19 protein-coding genes, 1 pseudogene and 2 riboswitches are annotated in these 20,497 nt (G+C 64.4%); of the genes and pseudogenes, 6 read left to right on the top strand and 14 right to left on the bottom strand.

Annotated features, from left to right (window positions below):
- Positions 1-118 precede the first annotated feature (118 nt).
- Positions 119-685 carry a GNAT family N-acetyltransferase gene (locus BIGA_RS08875; protein WP_051916991.1) on the bottom strand — a complete coding sequence of 189 codons (567 nt, stop codon included), beginning with the start codon at positions 683-685 and terminating at the stop codon, positions 119-121.
- Between the two features lie 120 nt (positions 686-805).
- Here BIGA_RS08875 and BIGA_RS01555 point away from each other — a divergent pair, with 120 nt between their 5' ends.
- Positions 806-1,936: a glycerate kinase gene (locus BIGA_RS01555; RefSeq protein ID WP_033505892.1), complete on the top strand. Its 1,131-nt coding sequence runs from the start codon at positions 806-808 to the stop codon at positions 1,934-1,936.
- On the opposite strand, the gene BIGA_RS01550 is transcribed toward BIGA_RS01555, so the two are convergent.
- From BIGA_RS01550 to BIGA_RS09785, 7 genes are all read right to left on the bottom strand, one after another.
- Positions 1,933-2,847 (bottom strand): carbon-nitrogen hydrolase family protein, encoded by a 915-nt coding sequence (locus BIGA_RS01550; protein WP_033505891.1) that lies wholly within the window; start codon positions 2,845-2,847, stop codon positions 1,933-1,935. The genes BIGA_RS01555 and BIGA_RS01550 overlap by 4 nt on opposite strands.
- 17 nt (positions 2,848-2,864) lie before the next feature.
- Positions 2,865-3,170 (bottom strand): HigA family addiction module antitoxin, encoded by a 306-nt coding sequence (locus tag BIGA_RS01545; RefSeq protein WP_033505890.1) that lies wholly within the window; start codon positions 3,168-3,170, stop codon positions 2,865-2,867.
- Positions 3,142-3,327 carry a type II toxin-antitoxin system RelE/ParE family toxin gene (locus BIGA_RS09790; protein ID WP_237744027.1) on the bottom strand — a complete coding sequence of 62 codons (186 nt, stop codon included), beginning with the start codon at positions 3,325-3,327 and terminating at the stop codon, positions 3,142-3,144. The genes BIGA_RS01545 and BIGA_RS09790 overlap by 29 nt, the downstream gene beginning before the upstream one ends.
- A 753-nt stretch (positions 3,328-4,080) precedes the next feature.
- Positions 4,081-4,608, bottom strand: a complete 528-nt coding sequence (locus BIGA_RS01535; RefSeq protein ID WP_081883127.1) for a macro domain-containing protein — start codon at positions 4,606-4,608, stop codon at positions 4,081-4,083.
- A gap of 38 nt (positions 4,609-4,646) precedes the next feature.
- Positions 4,647-6,722: a GmrSD restriction endonuclease domain-containing protein gene (locus BIGA_RS01530; protein WP_033505888.1), complete on the bottom strand. Its 2,076-nt coding sequence runs from the start codon at positions 6,720-6,722 to the stop codon at positions 4,647-4,649.
- Positions 6,723-6,921: 199 nt separating this feature from the next.
- Positions 6,922-7,827 (bottom strand): hypothetical protein, encoded by a 906-nt coding sequence (locus tag BIGA_RS01525; protein ID WP_237744026.1) that lies wholly within the window; start codon positions 7,825-7,827, stop codon positions 6,922-6,924.
- A gap of 148 nt (positions 7,828-7,975) precedes the next feature.
- Complete coding sequence (locus tag BIGA_RS09785) at positions 7,976-9,547, bottom strand: exonuclease domain-containing protein (RefSeq protein WP_081929311.1); 1,572 nt, start codon at positions 9,545-9,547, stop codon at positions 7,976-7,978.
- 201 nt (positions 9,548-9,748) lie between these two features.
- Between BIGA_RS09785 and BIGA_RS01515 the strand changes: the two genes are divergently transcribed.
- The gene (locus BIGA_RS01515) at positions 9,749-10,492 is read left to right on the top strand and encodes a DUF4391 domain-containing protein (protein ID WP_033505887.1); all 744 of its coding nucleotides are present in this window, start codon (positions 9,749-9,751) and stop codon (positions 10,490-10,492) included.
- Positions 10,493-10,586: 94 nt separating this feature from the next.
- On the opposite strand, the gene yhbY is transcribed toward BIGA_RS01515, so the two are convergent.
- Positions 10,587-10,892, bottom strand: coding sequence for a ribosome assembly RNA-binding protein YhbY (gene yhbY / locus BIGA_RS01510; RefSeq protein WP_033505947.1), 306 nt, complete (start codon positions 10,890-10,892; stop codon positions 10,587-10,589).
- A 183-nt stretch (positions 10,893-11,075) separates the two neighbouring features.
- Positions 11,076-11,177, top strand: a riboswitch (TPP riboswitch).
- Between yhbY and tenA the strand changes: the two genes are divergently transcribed.
- A complete protein-coding gene (gene tenA, locus BIGA_RS01505; RefSeq protein WP_051916990.1) occupies positions 11,168-11,911 on the top strand; it encodes a thiaminase II in 744 nt (247 codons plus the stop codon). (Overlaps the previous riboswitch by 10 nt.)
- Positions 11,912-12,025: 114 nt before the next feature.
- Here the strand turns inward: tenA and BIGA_RS08870 are convergent, their stop codons facing one another.
- The 4 genes from BIGA_RS08870 to BIGA_RS01485 are packed head-to-tail and all read right to left on the bottom strand — an operon-like array spanning position 12,026 to position 15,980.
- The gene (locus BIGA_RS08870; RefSeq protein ID WP_152595952.1) at positions 12,026-12,589 is read right to left on the bottom strand and encodes a hypothetical protein; all 564 of its coding nucleotides are present in this window, start codon (positions 12,587-12,589) and stop codon (positions 12,026-12,028) included.
- A gap of 44 nt (positions 12,590-12,633) precedes the next feature.
- Positions 12,634-12,999 (bottom strand): YccF domain-containing protein, encoded by a 366-nt coding sequence (locus BIGA_RS01495; RefSeq protein ID WP_033505885.1) that lies wholly within the window; start codon positions 12,997-12,999, stop codon positions 12,634-12,636.
- Between the two features lie 57 nt (positions 13,000-13,056).
- A complete protein-coding gene (locus BIGA_RS01490) occupies positions 13,057-15,375 on the bottom strand; it encodes an energy-coupling factor transporter ATPase (protein ID WP_033505883.1) in 2,319 nt (772 codons plus the stop codon).
- Positions 15,372-15,980 (bottom strand): ECF transporter S component, encoded by a 609-nt coding sequence (locus BIGA_RS01485; protein ID WP_033505882.1) that lies wholly within the window; start codon positions 15,978-15,980, stop codon positions 15,372-15,374. Before BIGA_RS01485 ends, BIGA_RS01490 begins: the two co-directional genes overlap by 4 nt.
- A 6-nt stretch (positions 15,981-15,986) precedes the next feature.
- A riboswitch (FMN riboswitch) is annotated at positions 15,987-16,138 on the bottom strand.
- Positions 16,139-16,246: 108 nt separating this feature from the next.
- Here BIGA_RS01485 and BIGA_RS01480 point away from each other — a divergent pair.
- Complete coding sequence (locus BIGA_RS01480; RefSeq protein WP_051916988.1) at positions 16,247-17,290, top strand: glycosyltransferase family 2 protein; 1,044 nt, start codon at positions 16,247-16,249, stop codon at positions 17,288-17,290.
- Here BIGA_RS01480 and BIGA_RS01475 read toward each other — a convergent pair.
- Positions 17,277-18,059 (bottom strand): annotated as a pseudogene (locus tag BIGA_RS01475) (nitroreductase family protein). The gene BIGA_RS01480 and the pseudogene BIGA_RS01475 overlap by 14 nt on opposite strands.
- A 240-nt stretch (positions 18,060-18,299) precedes the next feature.
- Here BIGA_RS01475 and ppgK point away from each other — a divergent pair.
- Both ppgK and BIGA_RS01465 read left to right on the top strand, forming a co-directional pair.
- On the top strand, positions 18,300-19,064 hold the full coding sequence (ppgK, locus tag BIGA_RS01470) for a polyphosphate--glucose phosphotransferase (RefSeq protein WP_033505880.1): 765 nt from the start codon (positions 18,300-18,302) through the stop codon (positions 19,062-19,064).
- Positions 19,065-19,213: 149 nt separating this feature from the next.
- Positions 19,214-20,491, top strand: a complete 1,278-nt coding sequence (locus BIGA_RS01465; protein WP_033505879.1) for a pyridoxal phosphate-dependent aminotransferase — start codon at positions 19,214-19,216, stop codon at positions 20,489-20,491.
- Positions 20,492-20,497: the final 6 nt, after the last annotated feature.

Below are 20,497 nucleotides of genomic sequence, written 5' to 3'. Positions count from 1 at the left end.
ATCGAATATAGCATGACTGCTATATCGAAGTTGGCATACAATTCGGATGCACAGCCTTGGTCTAAGCAATGGTGCTGGCACGCCATATCGCGCGGAATGCTGCACGACGTGTGTGAATCTATCGCAGATCCATCTCCATCAGATGCGAGGCATGAATCAGCCCGCGACCTACGTGGATCTCGTACACGCCATGGTCGGTGAATCCGCAGGAACGGTACAGCGCAATGGCCGGCGCATTGTTGTCGAACGTGTCGAGCCGCAGCGATTTCATACCGCGTTCCGTCGCCATTGCGGAGGCCTCGTCGATGATCGCACGTCCCACGCCGCGGCCTCGTGCGGCGGGTGAAACCCCCAGCAGATGCAGCACGTTGACCTCTGTAACATCGCACTGCACATCCCAGTCGATGATTCCGTAATCCACGCCCTGAACCCCGTTGAGGATGCAGGCGCCCAGCACGGGATTCGCCGTTTCCGCGGCGGTATCGTCGGCATCGTCATGCCCGTCGTCAACCGCCACCAGCAGGTTTCCGTCGGACACGGCGTCCAACAGCATCTCGTGCGAGGGATGCGATCCCATCTGCCACCACACGTCCAACGGCGTGTTCTGCATCGCATCCACGATAGCGGCGTACATCGCCTCAATCTGCGGCAGCTCATCCACCGATGCGGTGCGAACGATCATCATCAACTCCCATCCGTTTCCGATTCGTGCTCTTCGATGGTATCAGCGGATAACCGTTTCCATTCCCGGAACCGTCAAACCGCAATGCTGCAGCTGTCGCACCGCAGGGGGAGCATGGAATCCATGAAGATCGTCATCGCGCCCGATTCGTTCAAGGGCAGCCTGACCGCGCGGCAGGCCGCGGACGCCATCGAACGCGGCGTGCGGCGCGTGACTCCCGACGTCGACATCATCCCCATCCCCATGGCGGATGGCGGCGAAGGCACGGTCCGCGCCCTGGTCGACGCCACCGGCGGTCGCCTGATCCTGGCCCGCGTCACCGGACCATTGGGCGAACCGGTCGCCGCCACATATGGCATCCTCGGCGATGGCACGACGGCCGTCATCGAGATGGCCGAAGCCGCGGGACTGCACCTCGTCGGCACCGCGCCCGACCCGTTGCACGCCACCACGCGCGGCGTCGGCGAACTGATCCTCGACGCGCTCGGCCGCGGCGCGGAACGCATCATCGTCGGACTCGGCGGCAGCGCCACCAATGATGGCGGCGCAGGCATGGCCCAGGCTCTCGGCGTCCGATTATTCGACGCCGACGGTCGCAACCTGCCGGGCGGGGGAGCGGCGCTCGCCGACCTCGACCGCATCGATTGCACCGGTCTCGACCCGCGCGTTACGCGCACGCCGATTATATTGGCCAGCGACGTCACCAACCCGCTGGCCGGCCCCGACGGCGCATCCGCAGTCTTCGGACCACAGAAAGGCGCGACGCCTGCCATGGTCGAACAACTCGACCAAGCTTTGTCGCACTATGCGGCGGTCATCCATCGCGATACCGGTCGCAGCGTGGGCATAATCCCCGGATCGGGCGCGGCAGGCGGACTCGGCGCGGGGTTCCTTGCGTTCACGGACGCCACCATGCGTTCCGGCATCGATCTTGTTGTCGAAACCGTCGGACTCAAGGAGCGGGCGGTCGGTGCCGACTACTGCTTCACCGGCGAAGGACGCATCGACGGGCAGACGCAATACGGCAAGACACCGATGGGCGTGGCGCGCGCGGTGCGTGAAGTGGCTCCGTCATGCCGCGTCATCGCACTCGCCGGCAGCATCGGGGAGGACGTCGAACAACTGAACGCCTTGGGCTTCGCCGCCGTGTTCGGCATCCAACCCGGAGCCGTGTCCCTGCAGGAGGCGCTTGCCGGCGCCTCGCGGAACCTGGAGCGAACCGCCGAACAGGTGATGCGCCTGCTAGTCTCCTAACCGCGTTCCGGCATGGGGACGACACGTCGGTCCGGCCTGACGAACGGCGGGTCGACCGCCCCGCTGCATAGCATCCCATAGAGTTCCGGATGCCGATAGGCGTTGCCCTGCACCTCGTATTCCCGGTATTTCCGCAGCTGATCCAGATCGAGCTTGGCGACGAACACGCCTTCGGTGCCGTCTGCCTGCAGCAGGCACATATCCCGGGACCCGTCCTCGCCGGGGCCGTCGGGCAGATAGGCCACGCCGTCGAACACGGTGGAGTTGCCATTGCATCCCGGCACGGAATCCGGATAGTTGCAGGTCGCGATCGCGGTCATGTTCTCGTAGGCGCGCGCACGCAACTGCGCAAGTCGGTTGATCTCCATCGGGCAGGCGTTGGGCACCAGAATGAGTTCCGCGCCGTTGAGCATGAGGATTCGGGCGCTCTCCGGGAACTCGCGGTCGAAACAGATCATCGCGCCGACGCGCACGGGGCCGACGGCGGTGTCGAGCACGCATACCGGGAATTCATGCCCCGGCGTCAGGTGGCGTTCCACGTCGAAGTCGCAGGTGTGCACCTTGGCGTAAACGAGCTGGCGCTCGCCGAACCGGTCGAAGAGCACCAAGGTGTTGCGCGGGTCGCCCTCGTACCGTTCCAGGAGCGTCACGCCGATCGCCATGTTCAGCTCGCGGGCCAGCTCGCCGAACGCGCTGACGAAGTCGCCGTCCACGTCAACCGCCTCGGCTGTCCAGTCCTCGACGGGCCGGCCGTGCAGCGCGTACCCGTTGCTCCACATCTCCGGGAACAGTGCGATGTCCGCGCCGAGTTCCGCGGCACGGCGGCAGGCCAGGATGCCTTTGGCTAGGTTGCCGTCCAGCGTGCCGGTCGGGTTGATCTGCAGCAATGCGATGGTCAATGGTCGCGTCATGACGTTGTCTCTCAAACTTATGCGTGAATCAGAGGTTTGATATCGCCGAGGGTACTGGTGTCGAAGCTGAGCAAGTCGTAGTCTCGCTGCAGGTTCATCCAGAATTCCGGAGTGGTGCCAAGCGCTGCCGCCAGACGGTATGCCATGGCCGTGCTGATGGTTCGCTTGCCTCGAACGATTTCTCCGATTGCGGTTTCCCCCACGCCGATGGTTTTGGCGAGGCGGTAGTTGCTGATTCCCAAAGGTTCGAGGAATTCCTCTTTCAGAATCTCGCCTGGAGTGCTGAGGAATTGATCAGTGGTGGTAGTCGTCGAAATAGACATCGTATGCCTCCTTGGTGTCGTCGTCCCATTGGAAGATGAGTCGGTATTGCTGGTTGATGCGGATGCTCCAATGTCCGAGCAGGTTGCCTTGCAGCGGTTCCAATCTGTTTCCCGGCGGTACTTTCAGATCGTGGAGCGCGTGCGCGGCTTTCAACATTTGCAGTTTGCGTTTCACCTGTTTTTCCAGTCCGGTCGGAAAGCCTCTCGGATAAGGGCCTCCGTAGAGATACTCATGGAGTGCTTGGCCTCGTGTTCGCATGCCATCGTATACTATCGCAATGCGATACTACTGTCAAGCGATAGTATGGGTGGGGTTGAGGCCAATGTGATTATTTATACGGTGAGGTAATTCACGGTTTTGGTCTTCACAAAACTGTGAATTGCCATCATGTTCGGTTCGGACTGCATGATGGCGGAATCACGCCGATTGGGTTGTGTGGATGTTTGTGGTTCTGCGTGATTTCGATTCACGGTTTCGAGTCCGTCAAAACCGTGAATCGGCCGCTGCGGTATGCCGGACGATTCCGGACGGGACAACGGGTAGAATCGCTCCCATGAAGGGAATTCGCATCAGGCATCTTACGGCCAACTTCCTTGAGCAAAAGGCCGAGATCCATGCCCGGACGTGGCGGGAGACATATTCGGGAATGCTGCCGCAGGAGCTGGTCGACGCCATCACTCCGGCATTCGCGCTGAAGGTCACGCGCCTGCGCGTTCTACGAGCATATGGGCTTTCATCTGACCGGGCGGACTCAGGATGCGGATGGCGTTGCGGGAGCGGAGGTCGAGTTGGCGAATTTCGATACGCTGGTCGGAGCTGCCGGGGACCCCGAGGCGAATGGTGAGAAGCTCGCGGACTTGGCGCGACGCCGATGACCCCGGACCGTTGGCGTTTGTCATCTGTTGTTGATCATGACGCCCTCCCGGGGTACCGCTCGTCGATATGCCGTGCGAGGCCGTAGGTGGTCTCGTCGAACAGCGCCAGGATGACGGTCATGTCGGCGTGCGCGGGGTCCATAAGGAATGCGCGCATCTCCTCGAGGGCGATGCGGATCGCGTCCGCGACCGGATACCCGTAGATGCCGCCGGAGATCAACGGAAAGGCGACGCTGGCACAGCCGTGTTCGGCGGCCAGTGCCAGACTGTTGCGATAGCAGGCCCGAAGCAGGTCTTCCTCGCCGCGCGTGCCGTCGCGCCACACGGGACCGGGCGTGTGGATGATGTATCGTGCGGGCAGACTGAATCCATCGGTGATGACGGCTTCGCCGGTTGTGATGGGTGCGAGCCTGTCGCATGCCTCCCGCAGTCGACGGGCTCCTGCGGCGCGGAAGATGGCCCCGCACACGCCGCCGCCCATCTGCAGTTGCGGATTCGCGGCGTTCACGATGGCGTCCACCGCCATAGTGGTGATGTCGCCGCGAACAATATCCAATCCCATGACGTCATCCTCCCTGCATGCGCTGTGCTGCGAAATCGTCAGGCCTGATGGCTCATGCGGAACGCCTTCCAGATGTCCGCGAGCTTGCTTCCGTCGCTGACACGCCGCCATACGGCCAGACCGTTGCTGCCGTTTTTGCCCGTGACCCCTTTGACCGCGGCCGACGGCGAGGCGTATTCCTGGCCGTTGTCGAGTCGGAGCGTGCCGTTGCCGGTGACGGTGGCGTACCATTCCTCGCCCAGACGTGGACGTTTCCACACCAGGCGTTCGTCCGGCAACAGGAATCCAGCCTCCACCACTTGGGCTATGGTGATGCGTTTGGAACCTCGGGATGGGGAGCCGTTGCCGCGGGCCAGGCGTTCCTCGCTGACCGCGGTCAGATCGGTATGGTCCGCGTCGAACTGGATATCCCAATACTGCGCGATGAGTCGTACCGTGGTATTTTGTCGGTCGTTGAGCGTCTCCGGCGTCAGCTCCTGGATGTCTGCCAGTTGCTCCGACAATGGGAATCGGCGCGCTCCGGACTGTGAGAGAATCCGGTCTCGTCGCGAGGAGAAACCGTCGAGCTGTTCCATCTTCGTCTCATTGGTCTGACTCAATGCCAGGTTGCCGATTCGGTCCACCCAATGGTCACGGATGGACTCCGGCCATGCCGCAAACGACGAGGTCGGACCGATTCGCTCCGGCAAGATCCTGACGGGGTACAGGGCGCGTGGACGCGTTACACGGCTCCCGTTGAGCTGATCGTTGGCACGCAGCAGTAGGACTTTCTTGAGATTCGGGTTCATGTACAGTTCGCCGCGCAGCCGTAGGAGTGCGCGATGGCGTTCGTTGTCGTTGACCGATAACGCCGCGGACTGTTGCGCGGGCGTTCCCGAATCCAGGTCGGCCACGATGCGCGCGACCCGTGCCTTGCGTGCGCTGCTGGTGGCGTTGATGAGATTATCGACGCCTGTGACGCGTTCCAAAGCACGGAGCATGGCCGAAACGGCGGTGATCTGGTCGTCGCTGGGTGAGGGTGCAGGTACGTGTACCGCCTGTACGTCGAGTTTGTGAACCAGGATCCACATGGCGGCTGGGTACCATTCGGTGGCGTCGCCGTAGTCGCAGAGCGTCTGAATGGCTTCCGAGACGGGCTCGGGAAGCTGATCCTGCGCCTGTCGGGTGACGTGCAGCCAGGCATGCGCGTAGGGTTCCAGTACGGTACCGACGAACTCGTTCGCCGGATGTGTATTGAAGTACCGGTCGAAGGCGCCGGCTGCGAATGGGCTCGAATCACCATGCCTCATATCGCCATGATCGATGATTGTGATCAGCGTATCGAAGAATGGTTCCGCCGATTCTCCCAACAGGTCGATGGCGTCGTCCCAACGTTTACCGTAGTCGTCGCGATCGGCGGGCGGCAACGATGAGATGGCCTTGGCCTTGAGCATGTCCTGCGCGGTCAACGGCAGGCCGCGCACGTTCATGACGTTGAAGATGCGATGCGCTCCGGCCAGATCGTCGGTACTGACGATGATCATGCACACGCCGTCCACCAGATAGCGGGCGAAGGCCCGCCGTTCGTCCGTGCTGCGATTGCAGAACTCATCGTAGGCCGCACGGGTGTTCTCATAGATGTTGCGCTGCGCGTTGGAGGTCAGCTCGGTGTCCTTGAGCGCGAACAGGCCTTCCAGATTGTTCTCCTGCACGTACTCGCGGAAGAAGTCCGCGTCCTTTTCTCGCAACGTGAGTCGTGGCTCGGCCTTGATACCCTGCAGTTTGTTGCCCTGCTCCAGCAGCAGCGCGTCCAAATCACGCAGCAACTCCTCATCGGTCTCCAGGTCGCGCAGCACGGCGATCAGGATGGACAGTGAGGTCAGGCGCTGCTGGCCGTCGATGACCTGGTACTGGCGCTCCTGTGCGCGGCTGCCGTTGCCACCGGATTTGACCAGGATCAGCGAGCCGAGGAAGTAGGGGCGCTCCGGTGTTCGTGCCGCGTCCTCCAGATCGCCGATGAGTTCGAGCATATTCTCTCGGCGCCAGGAATAGGGACGTTGGAATGAGGGGATGATGAACCGGTAGTCGGTGGAGAACACCTTGCCCAGTCGTATCTCATATGCGTCGATGGCCATGAATCCGCCCTTCCTGTATGCGTTGAGGCCACTATATAACCTGCTGAGGCCCGGCGGCCAGCGGTCATGGATCCGAGGCTTTGCGCCGCCCTGTAGCTGTCGTCGTATCGCGCGGGTTGCGGCAGGACCGAGCAGGCGAGGTTCGTCATGAAAGTGAGTTCGAAACCGTTGCCTGGTACGGAACACGATGGACCACGAATCAATCGTTTCGTACCGTACCACGCCTATGGGCGTGTATCCGGTTCCACAGCGTGCTCGGCCGCATCAACCTGTTCGGCCAGCTCATCCGCGTCCGTGTCATCCCGGCCGGTTCGTTCGCCGGATTGTTCCAGTCCTCGATCGTCCGCCCGTGCTTGCGGTACGGAATGAACCTGCTGAGCACCGTGCTCTTCCCGCGCGAACGCACGTAGAGGAACCCGATGACCGAGAACACCGCGGCACCGATGAAGTTGACGATCAGGTCCTCCATCGTGTCGATCAGACCGATGTCGAGGTATCCTCCGACACCCAGGTCGACGCCGTTGACCATCGTATCGGTGATGCCGTCGATCGTGACCGTGGTGTTCGTATTCGTCGGGTCGAGCGTCACCGAATGGATGGCATGCACGATTGTGTCCTTCTGCATGTCCAGCGCGAAGAACTGATCCATCGCGAATTCGAAGAACTCCCAGAGCACACCGATCGTCATCGAGAAACAGAACGCGGTGATCGACAGGAACAATGGTGACAGGTCGAACTTCACCCGGTCGCTGCGGTTGAGCAGATCCACCAGCGAGAATCCGATCGCGGCGGCCAGGAATCCGTTCAACGTGTGCAACGTGACGTCCCAGAACGGGAACAGCACATAGAACGAACTGATCTCGCCGAGAATCTCCGCGCTGAAGATGAACAGCAGCACGATGATCTCCAACGTGGACGGCAGCTCCACCTTGAACGTGACCTGCACGAACGCGGGCACCAGGAACAGCACCAGCGTCAGCAGGCACAGGAACACGTTCTCATAGTTGCCGTTGAGGAATTGGAGCACCATCGTCACGATGACGAGCACGCGCAGCGTCACATACACCAGCGCCGTGCTGCGATGCGCACGGATTTCGGCGGACATCTCTCCGAGCAATGCGCGCAGGCCGCCGCGCCGGGACGTGGGGTGCGGGGAGGTTGGGGTGTTACGTGTGGTCATGCCAGTCCTTCGATGGTGGGCCGGTTCGACATACGGCCATGGGTTGTGGTCGGGAAGCGTGCGGCGTTTTCGGCTAGTCCTCGATCAGACCGTTGCGGATGGCTCGGTCGAGCCACGCCTCATCGACGATCGGGATGCCGTATTCGCGGGCCTTGCGCGCCTTCGTCGATTCGGAATCGACATCCGCCGCGATGACGAGACTCACCTGCATCGTCACGGTCGGCCACACCACCAGTCCCAGACCCTCCAGCGTGTAGATCCACTCGTCGCGGGAGCGTTCCATGGCCCCGGTCAACACCACACGGTCGCCGCGATGCAGCCGGAACCGGACGCCTCCGTTGCCGCCATGTCCGCGGCCGGACATCGGCGCCGGCGTCGTGGAGCGGACCACGGGCCTGCCCAAGACGACGTCGTGCTGCGCGTCGCCACTGAAGGCGTCCGCCGATGAACGGTGGCGGCCGTGATGTGTGCTGTTCCGATCCTTGCGATCCTTGCGATGCTTGTTGGGGATGCGGGATTGATTGGGTGCATCCGCGGATGTGCCGGAGTCCGGGGATGCACCGGAATCCGGTTGAACGGAAGAAACATCGTCGGCGTCATGATGCGGCGCAGCAGGGGAGTGCCGGCGCGCGTGCCGCCCGGTGGCGGCGTCGGAGAACGGTGGAACGGCTATCGCACGGTCGATCATGTCCGGCTCGATCGACAGCAGCGCGCCCACCTGCCGCAGCTCACGCTCCTCGTCATCGGTCAGACGCCCGTCGATCCACGCTTCGTCGGCCGCGTCGGCGAAATACTGTTCATGGATGCGCAGGCATTGCTCGCGTGTCAGTCCCAACTCGCGTGCCGTGTCCACCAACGCGTTCTTCTCATGCTCGCTCAGCCGCGCGTCGATTAGGCATTTGTCGAGCAGCGCCACATAGTCGGCTGCGGCGTCCAGCATCGCCGCATCATGGTGCCGATACCGCGCCGCACCGGGGTTGCCCGACTGCAAACGGTTCAGGAACGGTGAGACCGGTCGGTGCGCGGCATGGCTCTGGCGCGGCACCCACGGATGCGGCCGCTCCTCGATACGCGGCCATTCCAGTTCGGCGGCCAGCCGCAACGCCGGCCTCCATCCCTCCCAATCGGGAATGCCGTGCAGGAACCCGCTGAGCAGCAGCGCGGTCGCATGCGCGTCGCCGAGGGCGCTGTGGGCGTCGGTGTTGCGGATGCCGAGTTCACGGCAGCAGTCGTCCAGGCTGCGCAGTCCCAGGAACCGGTTGCTCAGCCGCAGCGTGCAGATCGACGTCGTCCGGTCCACTGGCGTGGTGTAGCCGATCCGGTTGTATTCGGCGTTGAGGAATCGGGAATCGAACACCGCGTTGTGCGCCACGAACACGTAACCGTCGAGCCAATCGCGCAGTTCCGCGGCGATGCCCGCAAAATCAGGCGCATCCATCAGATCGGCCGCGTGGATGTGGTGCAGGTTCTGCGCACCCAGATCGCGCTGCACGCGGATCAGCGTCTCCGCCTCGTCCTCCAGCGTGCCGTCCGGCGCCACATGCACGATGCCGACCTCGATGGCGCGGTCGCCGCCCATCGGATTGATGCCGGTGGTTTCGAAGTCGACGACGGCGAACCCCTTCGGCGTGCGCTGAACGCCCATGCCACGCTCCTTGCCTGGTATCGGTTGTGCTGCGGAGGATTATGCATCCAGCATAGTCGGGAAACGGGCGGGGCGGCCTCCAAGGACACGGGACTTTTCCCGTGGGCGTATCCTCGGCGCGGATTTGGGACATGCCGGGCCCGGACGTCGAGGCTGCGCTACGATGTGCGGTAACGCTACCGCAAACAAGGAGGTAAGTCGATGGCGGGTGCCGCATCCTGTGGATCACTGAACGCGCCGGGACTGGGATTGCCGCTGAAGGCGACCGTCCCGGACGCCAAGGGCGCGCTGCCCAAACAGATGTTCATCGGCCGTGGGCCGGTGTCGGCCAAACTCAGGCAGCGGTTCACCACCGACCTTGAATCGATCGCGATGCTGGCGATTCTGCGGTCCTCGAACACGGGGCTGACCGAGAGCAGACGGTTCCCGGAGATTCTGGTGTTGGGGCTGCATGTGCCGGGCGGGGGAGCGGTGCCGGTCGAGGTGATCGACCACATCGCCGCACAGAGGCCCGGCGGCATCGTGTTCGTCTGCGTGCGCGACGGCGGCCCCCTGACCGATCCCGCCAGCGGGCAGACCGTCGAATCCGACGTGGAGCAGTGCGCGTTCGCCGTCCGCCGGAATGTGCCGGTCAAGCCCGGGCATACGCCGATCACCAAGGTTCATGCCGGAGTATGGAGGCCGGCGACGGACGCGCATCTGACGGTGCACGGCGCCACGATGGAGGAGTTGTGGGATTCGTTGTGCGCGCAGGTCATCGCCGACGACGTGGACGGCTCCGACATCGACAAGCGCATTGCGGCGCGTGAACGGGCGGTTTTCCTGGCGGCCGAGTATGCCAAGGCCGAAGCGGCGCACGGCAGGGCCAAAACCACGGAACAGCGCAACGCGGCCTACGGCAAGATGCTGGCCATCCGCAAGGAGCTGGCGCAGCTTAGGGTATGAACGCCGTATCCGTAACGTACGGCGTTTGCGGCGGTTCGGCCCATCCGCATTGTACGGGTGGCGTCGCCGCCAGCCGGAATCATATACGGGCGGTTCAGCCGCGGACGAGCTTGATCTTCTCGATATCGTCGCGGCGCGAGGCGCGGTACAGCACGAACCGGTTGCCGATCACCTGCACAAGCTCGGCACCCAGACGCTCGGCCAGCTCCTCGCCGGCCTCCTTGGCAGTCAGACCGGAGCCGTCCAGCACATCGCACTTGATGAGCTCGCGCTTCTCGATCGTCTCGTCGGCTTGCTTGACGGCCGCATCGGACAGATCGTTCTTGCCGACCTGGATGATCGGATTGAGATGGTGGGCCAGCGCCTTGAGCTGCTTGATCTGCTTCTTCGTCAATGCCATGTAAGACTCGCTTTCATCCTCTGCCTGATGCGACTGCACGTCGGTGAACCGACCATCCACGGTACGCGAAGGTGCGGAGAATCGTGGCGGCGGATTCATGGTTTGGGGAATGGTCTTGGATGGCTTCGAACGACTCGGACATACGACGGCCGCCGGTTGTACCTAGTGGCATGCCATAATACTGATGGTATGCAGGGGAACCCGTTTGGGTTGAGAAAGGCTTCGGACCTGACCCTTGGAACCTGTTGGTTAACACCATCGTAGGGAGGCATCATATGACCGACACCGCCGTATCATCATTCGGCATCGCCACCATGACCCCGGAGCATGTGCCGCCGTTCGCACAGCGGATGCGCGAGGCCGCCGACCTGGTCTGGGAGCAGGGCTACCGGCAGCCGTTCATCCGTGAACTCGGCGAGGGCACGCTGAAGCGCGAACGCTTCGCGTTCTACCTGCTGCAGGATTTCCGATACCTGACCGAGTACGTCAAGGTCCACGCGCTGGCGGCCACCAAAACCGACGACCCGGAGATCATGGCGTTCATGGCGCAGGTGCAGTCGAACATCTTCGCCGTGGAAAGCAGCGTGCATCGCGCGTATATGGCCAGCTACGGCATCAGCGAACAGGAGATGCTCGACGTGCGGCAGTCGGCGTTCGCCCGCGCCTACACGTCGAACATCCTCTCCATCGCCTATGCCAAGCCGTTGGTCGACATCCTCGTCGCCGTGCTGCCCTGCGCGTGGGTGTATGCCGATTACGGGCAGCGTCTGGCCCGCGAGTTCGCCGACACCTTGGATGCCAACCCGTACAAGAGCTGGGTCGACATGTATAAGACCGATGAGTTCTGGCAGGGGTCGGTGTGGCTGATCGACCACATCGAGCGCCTTGTCGCCGACCTGTCCGAGGAGCGCAAGCGCGAGCTGATCGACATCTTCGTCACGGGCGTGGAGAACGAGTACATGTTCTGGGCCAGCGCCTATGACATGCACTACTCGTGGAAGCCGGAATGGGACCGCTGACCGTGCGCGATGCCTCCCGGCACGATGCGGCCCGGTGAACCGTATCGGATGGTTCACCGGGCCACGGTCATGAGCCGGGGATGATCATGCCGTGCCGGCTGCGGCGATGTCGGGTCAGTCGTTGATGCCCATGCGGCGTTCGAGCGAATCCTTGGCCTGATCGATCTGATCGTCGACGACGTCCAGCCGGTCCTCCAACGACCACATGGTGTTGCGGTCGATGGTCTTGGCCCGGTGCGCGTCCTCGATCTGGTCGTCCAGTCGGTCGATCTCATCGTCCAACGCCTCCAACGGTCGCGTGGCGTCGAAATACGCCTGCGGACGGTCGGCGGGGGCGGAGGGCACGGCCACGGCATCGGCGGTGGCCACCGCGTCGGACGCACGGGACTCCAGATCGGCGATCGCCGCTTCGAACCCGGCCTGATCGGTCGGCGCAGCTTGGGTCGAAGCGGAGGAACCGCCATCCGTGGCCGTTCCGGAATCGGACGACGTGGTCCCGTCGCTGGCGGACGAGCCGGTGGAACCGGCCCGGAGGTCCTCGATCTCACGTTGCATGGTATCGAGGCGGTGCAGGATCTCGTCGGTGGCGTCGTCGCGGCCGACGCAGCCGCCCAGTGCGGTGGACAGGGCGGCGGTCAGGCACAACGCGGCACCGATGCTACGTAGTGTCTTGCTCATGGAAACCAGTGTAGCCGAGCACGGCCCGCGCTATGGCGTATGAATCACAGATTGCGGATCTCGGCGCCGAACGGCCACAGGGCCAGCTTGGCCATCTTGAACGACTGCAGGCCGAACGGGATGCCGATGATGGTGATGCAGTTCACCAAACCCGCCGCCACATAGCCCAGCGCCATCCACCAGCCGACCAGGATCACCCACACGATATTGACAAGCGTCGAACCGATGCCGCCGCCGTAGTCCACGGTCTTGCCGAACGGCGTCAGCGTCAGCGTGGCCATCTTGAAGCATTGCAGTCCCAGCGGGATGCCGATGATGATGATGCACAGCACCAGACCGACCAGCGCCCAGACGATTGCAATGAACAGGCCGCCCAGCAGGATCCACAGGATGTTACCTAAGAGTCTCATGTCTTAAGCATACGCACCGGGCGCCGTACTTCGCCATCAGGGGATACCCTGAACCGGTCAGGGCATCTGAAGCGCCATCAGGGCGAACAGATAGAGCATGGCCACGGTGACGAACAGCAGATCGCGCCGGCGTACGCGCATCCGCCGCCAGTGCGTGCGATGCGCGCCCTCCTCATAGCAGCGCGCGTCCAAGGCGAGCGCCAGATTGTCCGCATGGCGCAGTGTGCCGGCGAACACCGGCACCACAATCGCGGTCAGCGCGCGCAGTCGTTTGGCCGGGGAGCCGGTTTCGATGTCGCCGCCGCGCGCCGACTGCGCGTCGATGACCGCATGCGCCTCGCGCGCCAGTGTGGGCAGGAACCGCAGCGCCAGGCTCAGCACCAGGGCGATCTCCTGGGTATGCACGCCGAACCGCCGCAACGGTGAGAGCAGCGACCCGATGGCATCGGTGAGCGCGGTTGGCGTGGTGGTCGCCATCATGACCGCGCCCAGAACAATGACAAGCGCGAATCGCAGCGTGTACAGCGCCGCGGTCTGTACGCCGCCCGTCGTGATGGTCAGCGGTCCCCATGCGGCCAGCACGTCGCCGCCGCGCGCGAAGAAGAGGTTGAGCAGTCCCACCACCACCAGCATGCCCAGGATCAGCCGCACCGCGGTGAGCAGCCGCAACGGGTTCAGCCTGCCGACGGCGATGATCCCCGCGGTCAGCGCGGCCGCCAGCCCCAGCTGCCACGCGTTCGAGATGGCGAACGCCGTGAACATCAACACCAGGAACGTCACCATCTTGACCCGTGGATCCAGGGTTCCCAACGGTCCGCTGCCTTCCGCGCCGGTGCGGGCGGACTGCGTGTGCGGCGGCTGCCCCATGGTGATGATCCGGGCACCTATCGCCGCGGCTTCGGCGGCGGAATGCGTGATGACCAGCACGGTGACGCCTTGGGCGCGCAGCGTGCGGACGAGATCATGGATCCGTGCGCTGGCCCGGGCATCCAACCCCGCGGTCGGCTCGTCCATGATGAGCACATCCGGCCGGCAGGCGAGGACGCCGGCGATGGCCGCCAGCCGTTGTTGGCCGCCGGACAGGGCGAAGGGGGAACGGTCGGCGAGATGGCCGATCCGCAGCAGCTGCAACGCCCATTCGACGTGCTCGCGCACCGCGGCCTCGGGCAGCCCCTGATTGCGCGGCCCGTAGGCCACGTCCTGCGCCACCGTGTCGGCGAACAGCTGCCGTTCCGGATGCTGCATCACATAGCCGACGTGCCGGCGTAACGCCCGTCGCTGCGTACGGGAGGCCATACGCGGTTTCCGCACATGACCGGTTCCGGCTGTACCTGATCGGCGCTCTCGTGCGGTGGTGCGTCGGCCGCCGCGGGCGAGCGCGACCGGGACCCCCGCCACGGTGATCGATCCGTCGTCCGGCCGTTCCAGCGCGCACAGCAGGCGCGCCAGCGTGGTCTTGCCCGCGCCGTTGTGCCCCATCAGCGCCACGGTCTCGCCGCGTGCGATGTTCAGCGACAGGTCGTCGATCACCGGCGACGTCTGGCCCGGGTACGTGAAGAAGACATGCTCGACGTCGATGATCGGTTCGGAATCAGGTTGCGGTTCGTCGCCGCCGTCGGCGGGCGGGTGCGGTTGGTCGGCTGAAGCGGCCCGGGCGGCGTCGTCCCGACGCGGGCGCCCCTCCGATACGATCCGCCCGGATTCCATGCGGATGACGCGATCCGCCCGCAGCGTTTCGTCGGCATGGTGGGTGATATGCACGATGGTCACGCCGCGCGCCTGCAGGCTGTCGAGAACCGCCATGACCTCGGCCCGGGCGGCCCCGTCCAGCATGGCGGTCGGCTCGTCGAACACGACCATCGCCGGATGCATCGCCATCGTGCCCGCGATGGCGATGCGCTGCTGCTGGCCGCCGCTCATCACCGTCGGATCCGCGGCTCGCGACTCGGTCATGTCGACCGCTTGCAGAGCCTCGGCGATGCGCCTGCCGATGTCGTCATGCGCGATGCCGAGGTTCTCCGGGCCGAACGCCACATCGTCCTCGACCACCGTGGTGACGAGCTGGTCCTCGGGATTCTGGAACACCGCGCCGATGCCGCGGCGCGCCCGGCGGTAGGCATCCGGATCCGGGCCGGCATCGCCGTCGAACACCCGTTCGCCCAGCACCGTGACGGTGCCCGCGTCCGGGGCCGCAAGCCCGGCGACGATCCTCGACAACGTGGACTTCCCCGAACCGTTCGGGCCGACGATGTACACGCGCTCGCCGGCCTGAACGGTCAGATCCACGCCGTCCAACGCCCAGGTCGCCCCGTTGCCGTAGCTGAAACGGACGCCGCGCAACGCCACGGCGACGTCGTCGGTCGGCTGCGCGGTCATCGGTTGAGCAGGTTCGAGATCGGCTTGTAGATCAGGAACGTCACCACGCCGTGCACCGCCAGTTTGGCCAGGTTGAACGGCAGCAGCGCCGGTACGATCATGGCCGCCACCTGTTCGACCGTCATATCCGCGTAGATCGGCGTGACCAGCAGATTGCCGATGATCGCCACCACCAGCGCCACCACGGCGCCCGCGATGATGCCGATCAGCGCGCCACGGCGTGTGCGCAGCCGGCGGTAGACCAGCGCGGCGGGCACGCTCATCGCCAGCGCCACGGCGATCGCCATCAGCGAACCCCACGGATCGGCGAACACATGCGGCACGAAGCCGAGCACGCTCACCAGCACCGCAGCGGCCGGACCGTACGCAAAGCCGGCCACCAGGCACACGATGCCGGACGGGTCGTACTTCAGCCACGGCACGCCCGGAATCAGCGGGAACTCGATGAAACTGACCGCCATCGACAACGCGACGAACAATGCGTACACGGCGATGCGGCGCGTGGACCAGCGTCCCGAATCGGCCACGCCGGTGGCATGCGTCGAAGCGGACGACGCGGACGGGACAGATGTGGAATGGGTATCGGTATGCGAAGACACGCTCATGCGAGCACCTCGTTTCTTCCATCCGGACTGTAACCGTTGGCTCCGGAATCGCACCGGATCAGCCGCATTCGCGGGTCGCGGGCTCCGGCGGCCACCGTTATGAACCCCGGTTGCGCCGTTACCGCCAGTAAGGAATTGCACCTTCCCTGAAACTTGCGTTTCCATTCGTACAGCCACCGCGGGACGAACGGCGGCGGTGCGGCCGCATGCCGGACGATGCGCGCGACGGTTGCCCGGTGGCGACGGTGGGTGCAACAATGGAGGACATGACTGTACGCAAGAAGAACAGCTCGCAGGCGCGACATGCCGAGAAGCCGGGGATCGAGAAGCTGGCGATCGTGGTGGTGACCTACAAGCGGCAGGAGCTGCTGCACACCCTGTTCAAGTCGCTGCTGGACCTGACCCAGGCGCCGTGGCGCATCATCATCGTGGACAACGAGCACAGCGACGAGACGCGCGGCATGGTCGAGGGGTTCGCCGCCGATGTCAAACGCCAGTGGGGCGATACGGTGCCCGACCTGAGCGGCAACGGGGGCCGCGTGGTGTATGCGCCGCAATCCGACAACCTCGGCGGCGCGGGCGGGTTCTCGGCCGGCGTGAAGAAGGCGTACGAGCTGGGCGCCGCCTGGTTCTGGGTGATGGACGACGATGTGGCCGTGCTGCCGGACGGCATCGAGAAGCTGGCGAAATGGACGAAGCGCCACGAGGTCATCCAGGGCAGCCGATACGACTACGACGGCGGTCCGTTCTACTGGCAGTACCAGTTCATCGTGCCGTTGGGCATCCCCAACCCGATCGCCCCGGCCGCGTTCGGCAAGGCCGGGTATCGGGTGATGAACACGCTGTGCTTCGAGGGAGGCCTGTTCAGCAGGCGGATCGTGGAACGGATCGGCCTGCCCGATCCGCGGTTCTTCATCTACTGGGACGATACGATGTACGGGTATCGGGCCAGCAAGGTCACCAATCCGATCGTCGTGCCGGACGTGGTGCTGCGCCGCACGCGCGAGATCGGCAACTGGGATATCGCCGGCGTGCGCCAGCTGAACTCCACATCGGATATGAACCGGTACCATATCATGCGCAACCGCGGGTACATGGCCCGGTATTTCATGGCATACGGCGATTTCCGCCCGTTCCTGTTCGCCGTGGGCACGTTGGCCACGGCCGCCAAGGAGGTCATCCGCCTGGTGGCCGTGGACCGGGAGCATCTGCGCACCGGTCTGGTGCAGATCGCCAAGGGCTGGTGGGATTCGCGCAAGCTGCTGCACGACCCCACCTGGCAGCCCATGCCTCCGCTTACCGGTGAATGAACAACCCTCCGTCGCCCCACGCCCAGGTTCCGGAGCCTGCGCCGATCTGGAAATGCAGCTTGGCGATGCCCAGATCGTTGAGCGCCTGACCGCTTTACACATTCGGGTCGATCATCGCCGCCGCGGTGTCGTCGTCGGGGTTGTATGAGAAGACGATCGGCTGGCGGTTCATCGCGCTCGGCGCCTTCATCGCGGCCTGCACGCCGGCCTTGAACCAGTCGGGCGCCGCGGCGCGCGCCTCGTCGCCCATCGGCGCGGTGAACTGCTCGTAGGTCTTCGACTCGCGGTGCGCATCGCGCATCGCGGCCAGCTCGGTATAGCTCTTCGCCATGCGGTCGAAGTGCCGTTCCGGATACCCGATGACCACGCCCAGATACAGCTCCTCGCCGGCGGACAGCTGGCAATGGCGGGCCGCTTCGCTGCGGTCCCAGCTGCCGCCGACCCAGCAGGTGCCCAGGCCCCGCAACGTGGCCGCCAATACCACGCGTTCGGTGTAGAAGCCGGCGCGCTCGCGGGCCCCGTCGTCGTCCTTCGGGCCGACGACGGCCAGATAGTTCGCGGCGTTGTTCAGGTGTCCGGAGGCGTTGGCGTCGGCGAACACGGCCGGCTGGTCGCACACCAGTTGGATGTGCGCATCGGCGAGCATGTTGACCGCGTCGATGGTCATATCGAGCTGTCGGGCCGTGTCGTCGTCGATCGGGTCGGGGTCGTAGGAGCGGATGGATGTGCGGATGTTGATCGCGTCGATCAGTTGTGTATGTTCTGCCATGGTTCCATTATCGCGCGCCGGCATCGCTGGCGATGCGTTTCGCCAACGGTTGATCCTATCGCCGGGCCGGTGCCCCTTTCATCGTGTTCCCGGCTCGGAGGCGGACCGATTATGTCGCTGGAACGACAGTTCGTGCATACGTTTGCATTGCATGGTGTGTTGGCGTGCGTGTCGGTGCGGGCACGCGATAGAATGCGGGTACCGGGTTAACCACCAAACCTTCTACGAGAGAGGTCAACGATGATTGAAACAGCACAGGCGTTTGGCGTGGATATCGGCGGCTCCGGCATCAAGGCCGCACCCGTCAATCTGGAGAAGGGCGAGTTCGCCGAACCGCGACTGAAGATTCTCACCCCGGAAGTCTCCACCCCGGAAGCGGTGGCCGCCATCGTGCGTCAGCAGCTTGAGCACTTCGAGGTGCCCGAGACCGCACCGGTCGGCATCGCATTCCCTGCCCCGATCAAGCCCGGCAGGCCGCTGGACTTCATGGCCAACCTCGATCAGTCCTGGATCGGCGTGGATGTGACCGCCGTCTTCTCCGAGGCCTGCGGCCGTCCGGTCGTCGTGGTCAACGACGCCGACGCGGCCGGTCTGGCGGAACAGCAGTACGGTGCCGCGCAGGGCCAGAACGGCTTGGTCATCGCCACCACGCTGGGCACCGGCATCGGCACCGCGCTGATCTACAACGGCGTGCTGATCCCGAACAGCGAGCTCGGCCATATCGAACTGCCGAAGGGCAAGGGCGACGCCGAGAAGTACGCCGCCTCCTCGGTGCGCGAGCGCGAGGACCTCGGCTACAAGAAGTGGGCGAAGCGCCTGACCAAGTACTACGGCCTGATGGAGAAGTACTTCAACCCGGACCTGTTCGTGGTCGGCGGCGGTGTCAGCCGTCAGAGCGACAAGTTCCTGCCGTACATCGACATCAAGACCCCGATCGTTCCCGCCAAGCTGCGCAATGAGGCCGGCATCGTCGGTGCCGCGTACTTCGCCAGCACCAAGCAGTGACGTTCCTCACTGAACGTTGATGATAACGCCGTCCCGGATGAAGGGGCGGCGTTATCATTTGGACGCAGTGAGTTGGCGATGCTGCATCATAGGGCTTGAATCAGGGCTGCCGGCTGCCGGCTGCCGGTCGCGGCGTGTACAGTGGAGTCGTGCGTTTCTCATCCCGTGTCGACATCAGCGAACCCAATCCCATCGCCCAGGCCGAGGCCGTGGCGCGCCGCAACGGCATCGCCCTCGGTAAGCTGAACGATTCGAATCCCACACGCCACGGCCTGGCCCCGGTGCAGGTGCCGGGAACGTACGCCGCCGACCCGCGCGGCGACCGTACGGCGCGCGAGACGCTGGCCGCGTTCCTGACCCGGAGGTCGTCGGACGGTCCACGTGAGACGGACATCCGCCATGCGGACAACGCCGGTGTCCGCTCGGACATTGCGGATGCAGCCGACACCACGCACCGGAATGATGTCGCCGGTCTTGGCATCCGCCCCGTCGATCCCGACCATCTGTATCTGCTCAGCTCCACATCGCAGGCGTATTCGTGGCTTATCAAGCTGCTGTGCGACGCCGGCGACGCGGTGCTCGCGCCGAAACCCGGCTATCCGTTGATCGAATCGATCGCACGCCTGGAATGCGTGGACACGATCGAATACCAGCTGCAATACGACGGCTCCTGGTTCATCGACACGGCGGAACTCGAAGCCCTGCTTGACGGCGCGGACGGCGGCCGCATCCGCGCGCTGGTGCTGATCAACCCGAACAATCCGACAGGCTCCTATGTCAAACCGGCGGAACGTGAGGCCATCGTGGCGATGTGCCGGGCGCATGACGTGGCGCTGATCGCCGACGAGGTGTTCTACGACTACGCGTTGGAGCCGTTCGACGGCAACGCGCGGCTGGCGGGGGAGCCGGGCGTGCTCACCTTCGCGCTCGACGGATTCTCGAAGATGCTGGCGGCCCCGCACGCCAAGGTTGGCTGGATCCAGGTGTCCGGCCCGGCGGAAGACGTCGCTGAGGCGATGCGCCGACTCGACGTCATCGCCGACGACTACCTGCCGATGAGCGATATCATCGCCGGGCGGATTGCCGGGTTACTGGAGGCCGCACCCGCGCAGACCATGCGCGTGCGGGAACGCGTGCTCGGCAATCTGACCACGCTCCGACGTCTGCTGGCCGATGATCCGCTGGGGGTGACCTCGCTGCTGCGACCGGAGGGCGGCTGGAACGTGCTGCTGCGCGTGCCGTCCGTCATCGATGAGAACGAGCTGGTGCTGCGGATGATCGCCGACCATCGGCTGACCGGCCAGCCGGGATATTTCTTCGATATGGCGTCGAACGGGTACCTGGCGGTTTCGCTGCTGCCGGAGCCCGACGAGTTCGCACGCAATATCCGCGCGGTGCTGGATACCGTGGCCGATATGATGGCGTAACCCATC

Origin of the sequence: Bifidobacterium pullorum subsp. gallinarum, assembly GCF_000741215.1 — a bacterium.
Lineage (GTDB): Bacteria > Actinomycetota > Actinomycetes > Actinomycetales > Bifidobacteriaceae > Bifidobacterium > Bifidobacterium pullorum_B.
This window is presented reverse-complemented; position numbering and strand designations above follow the sequence as displayed.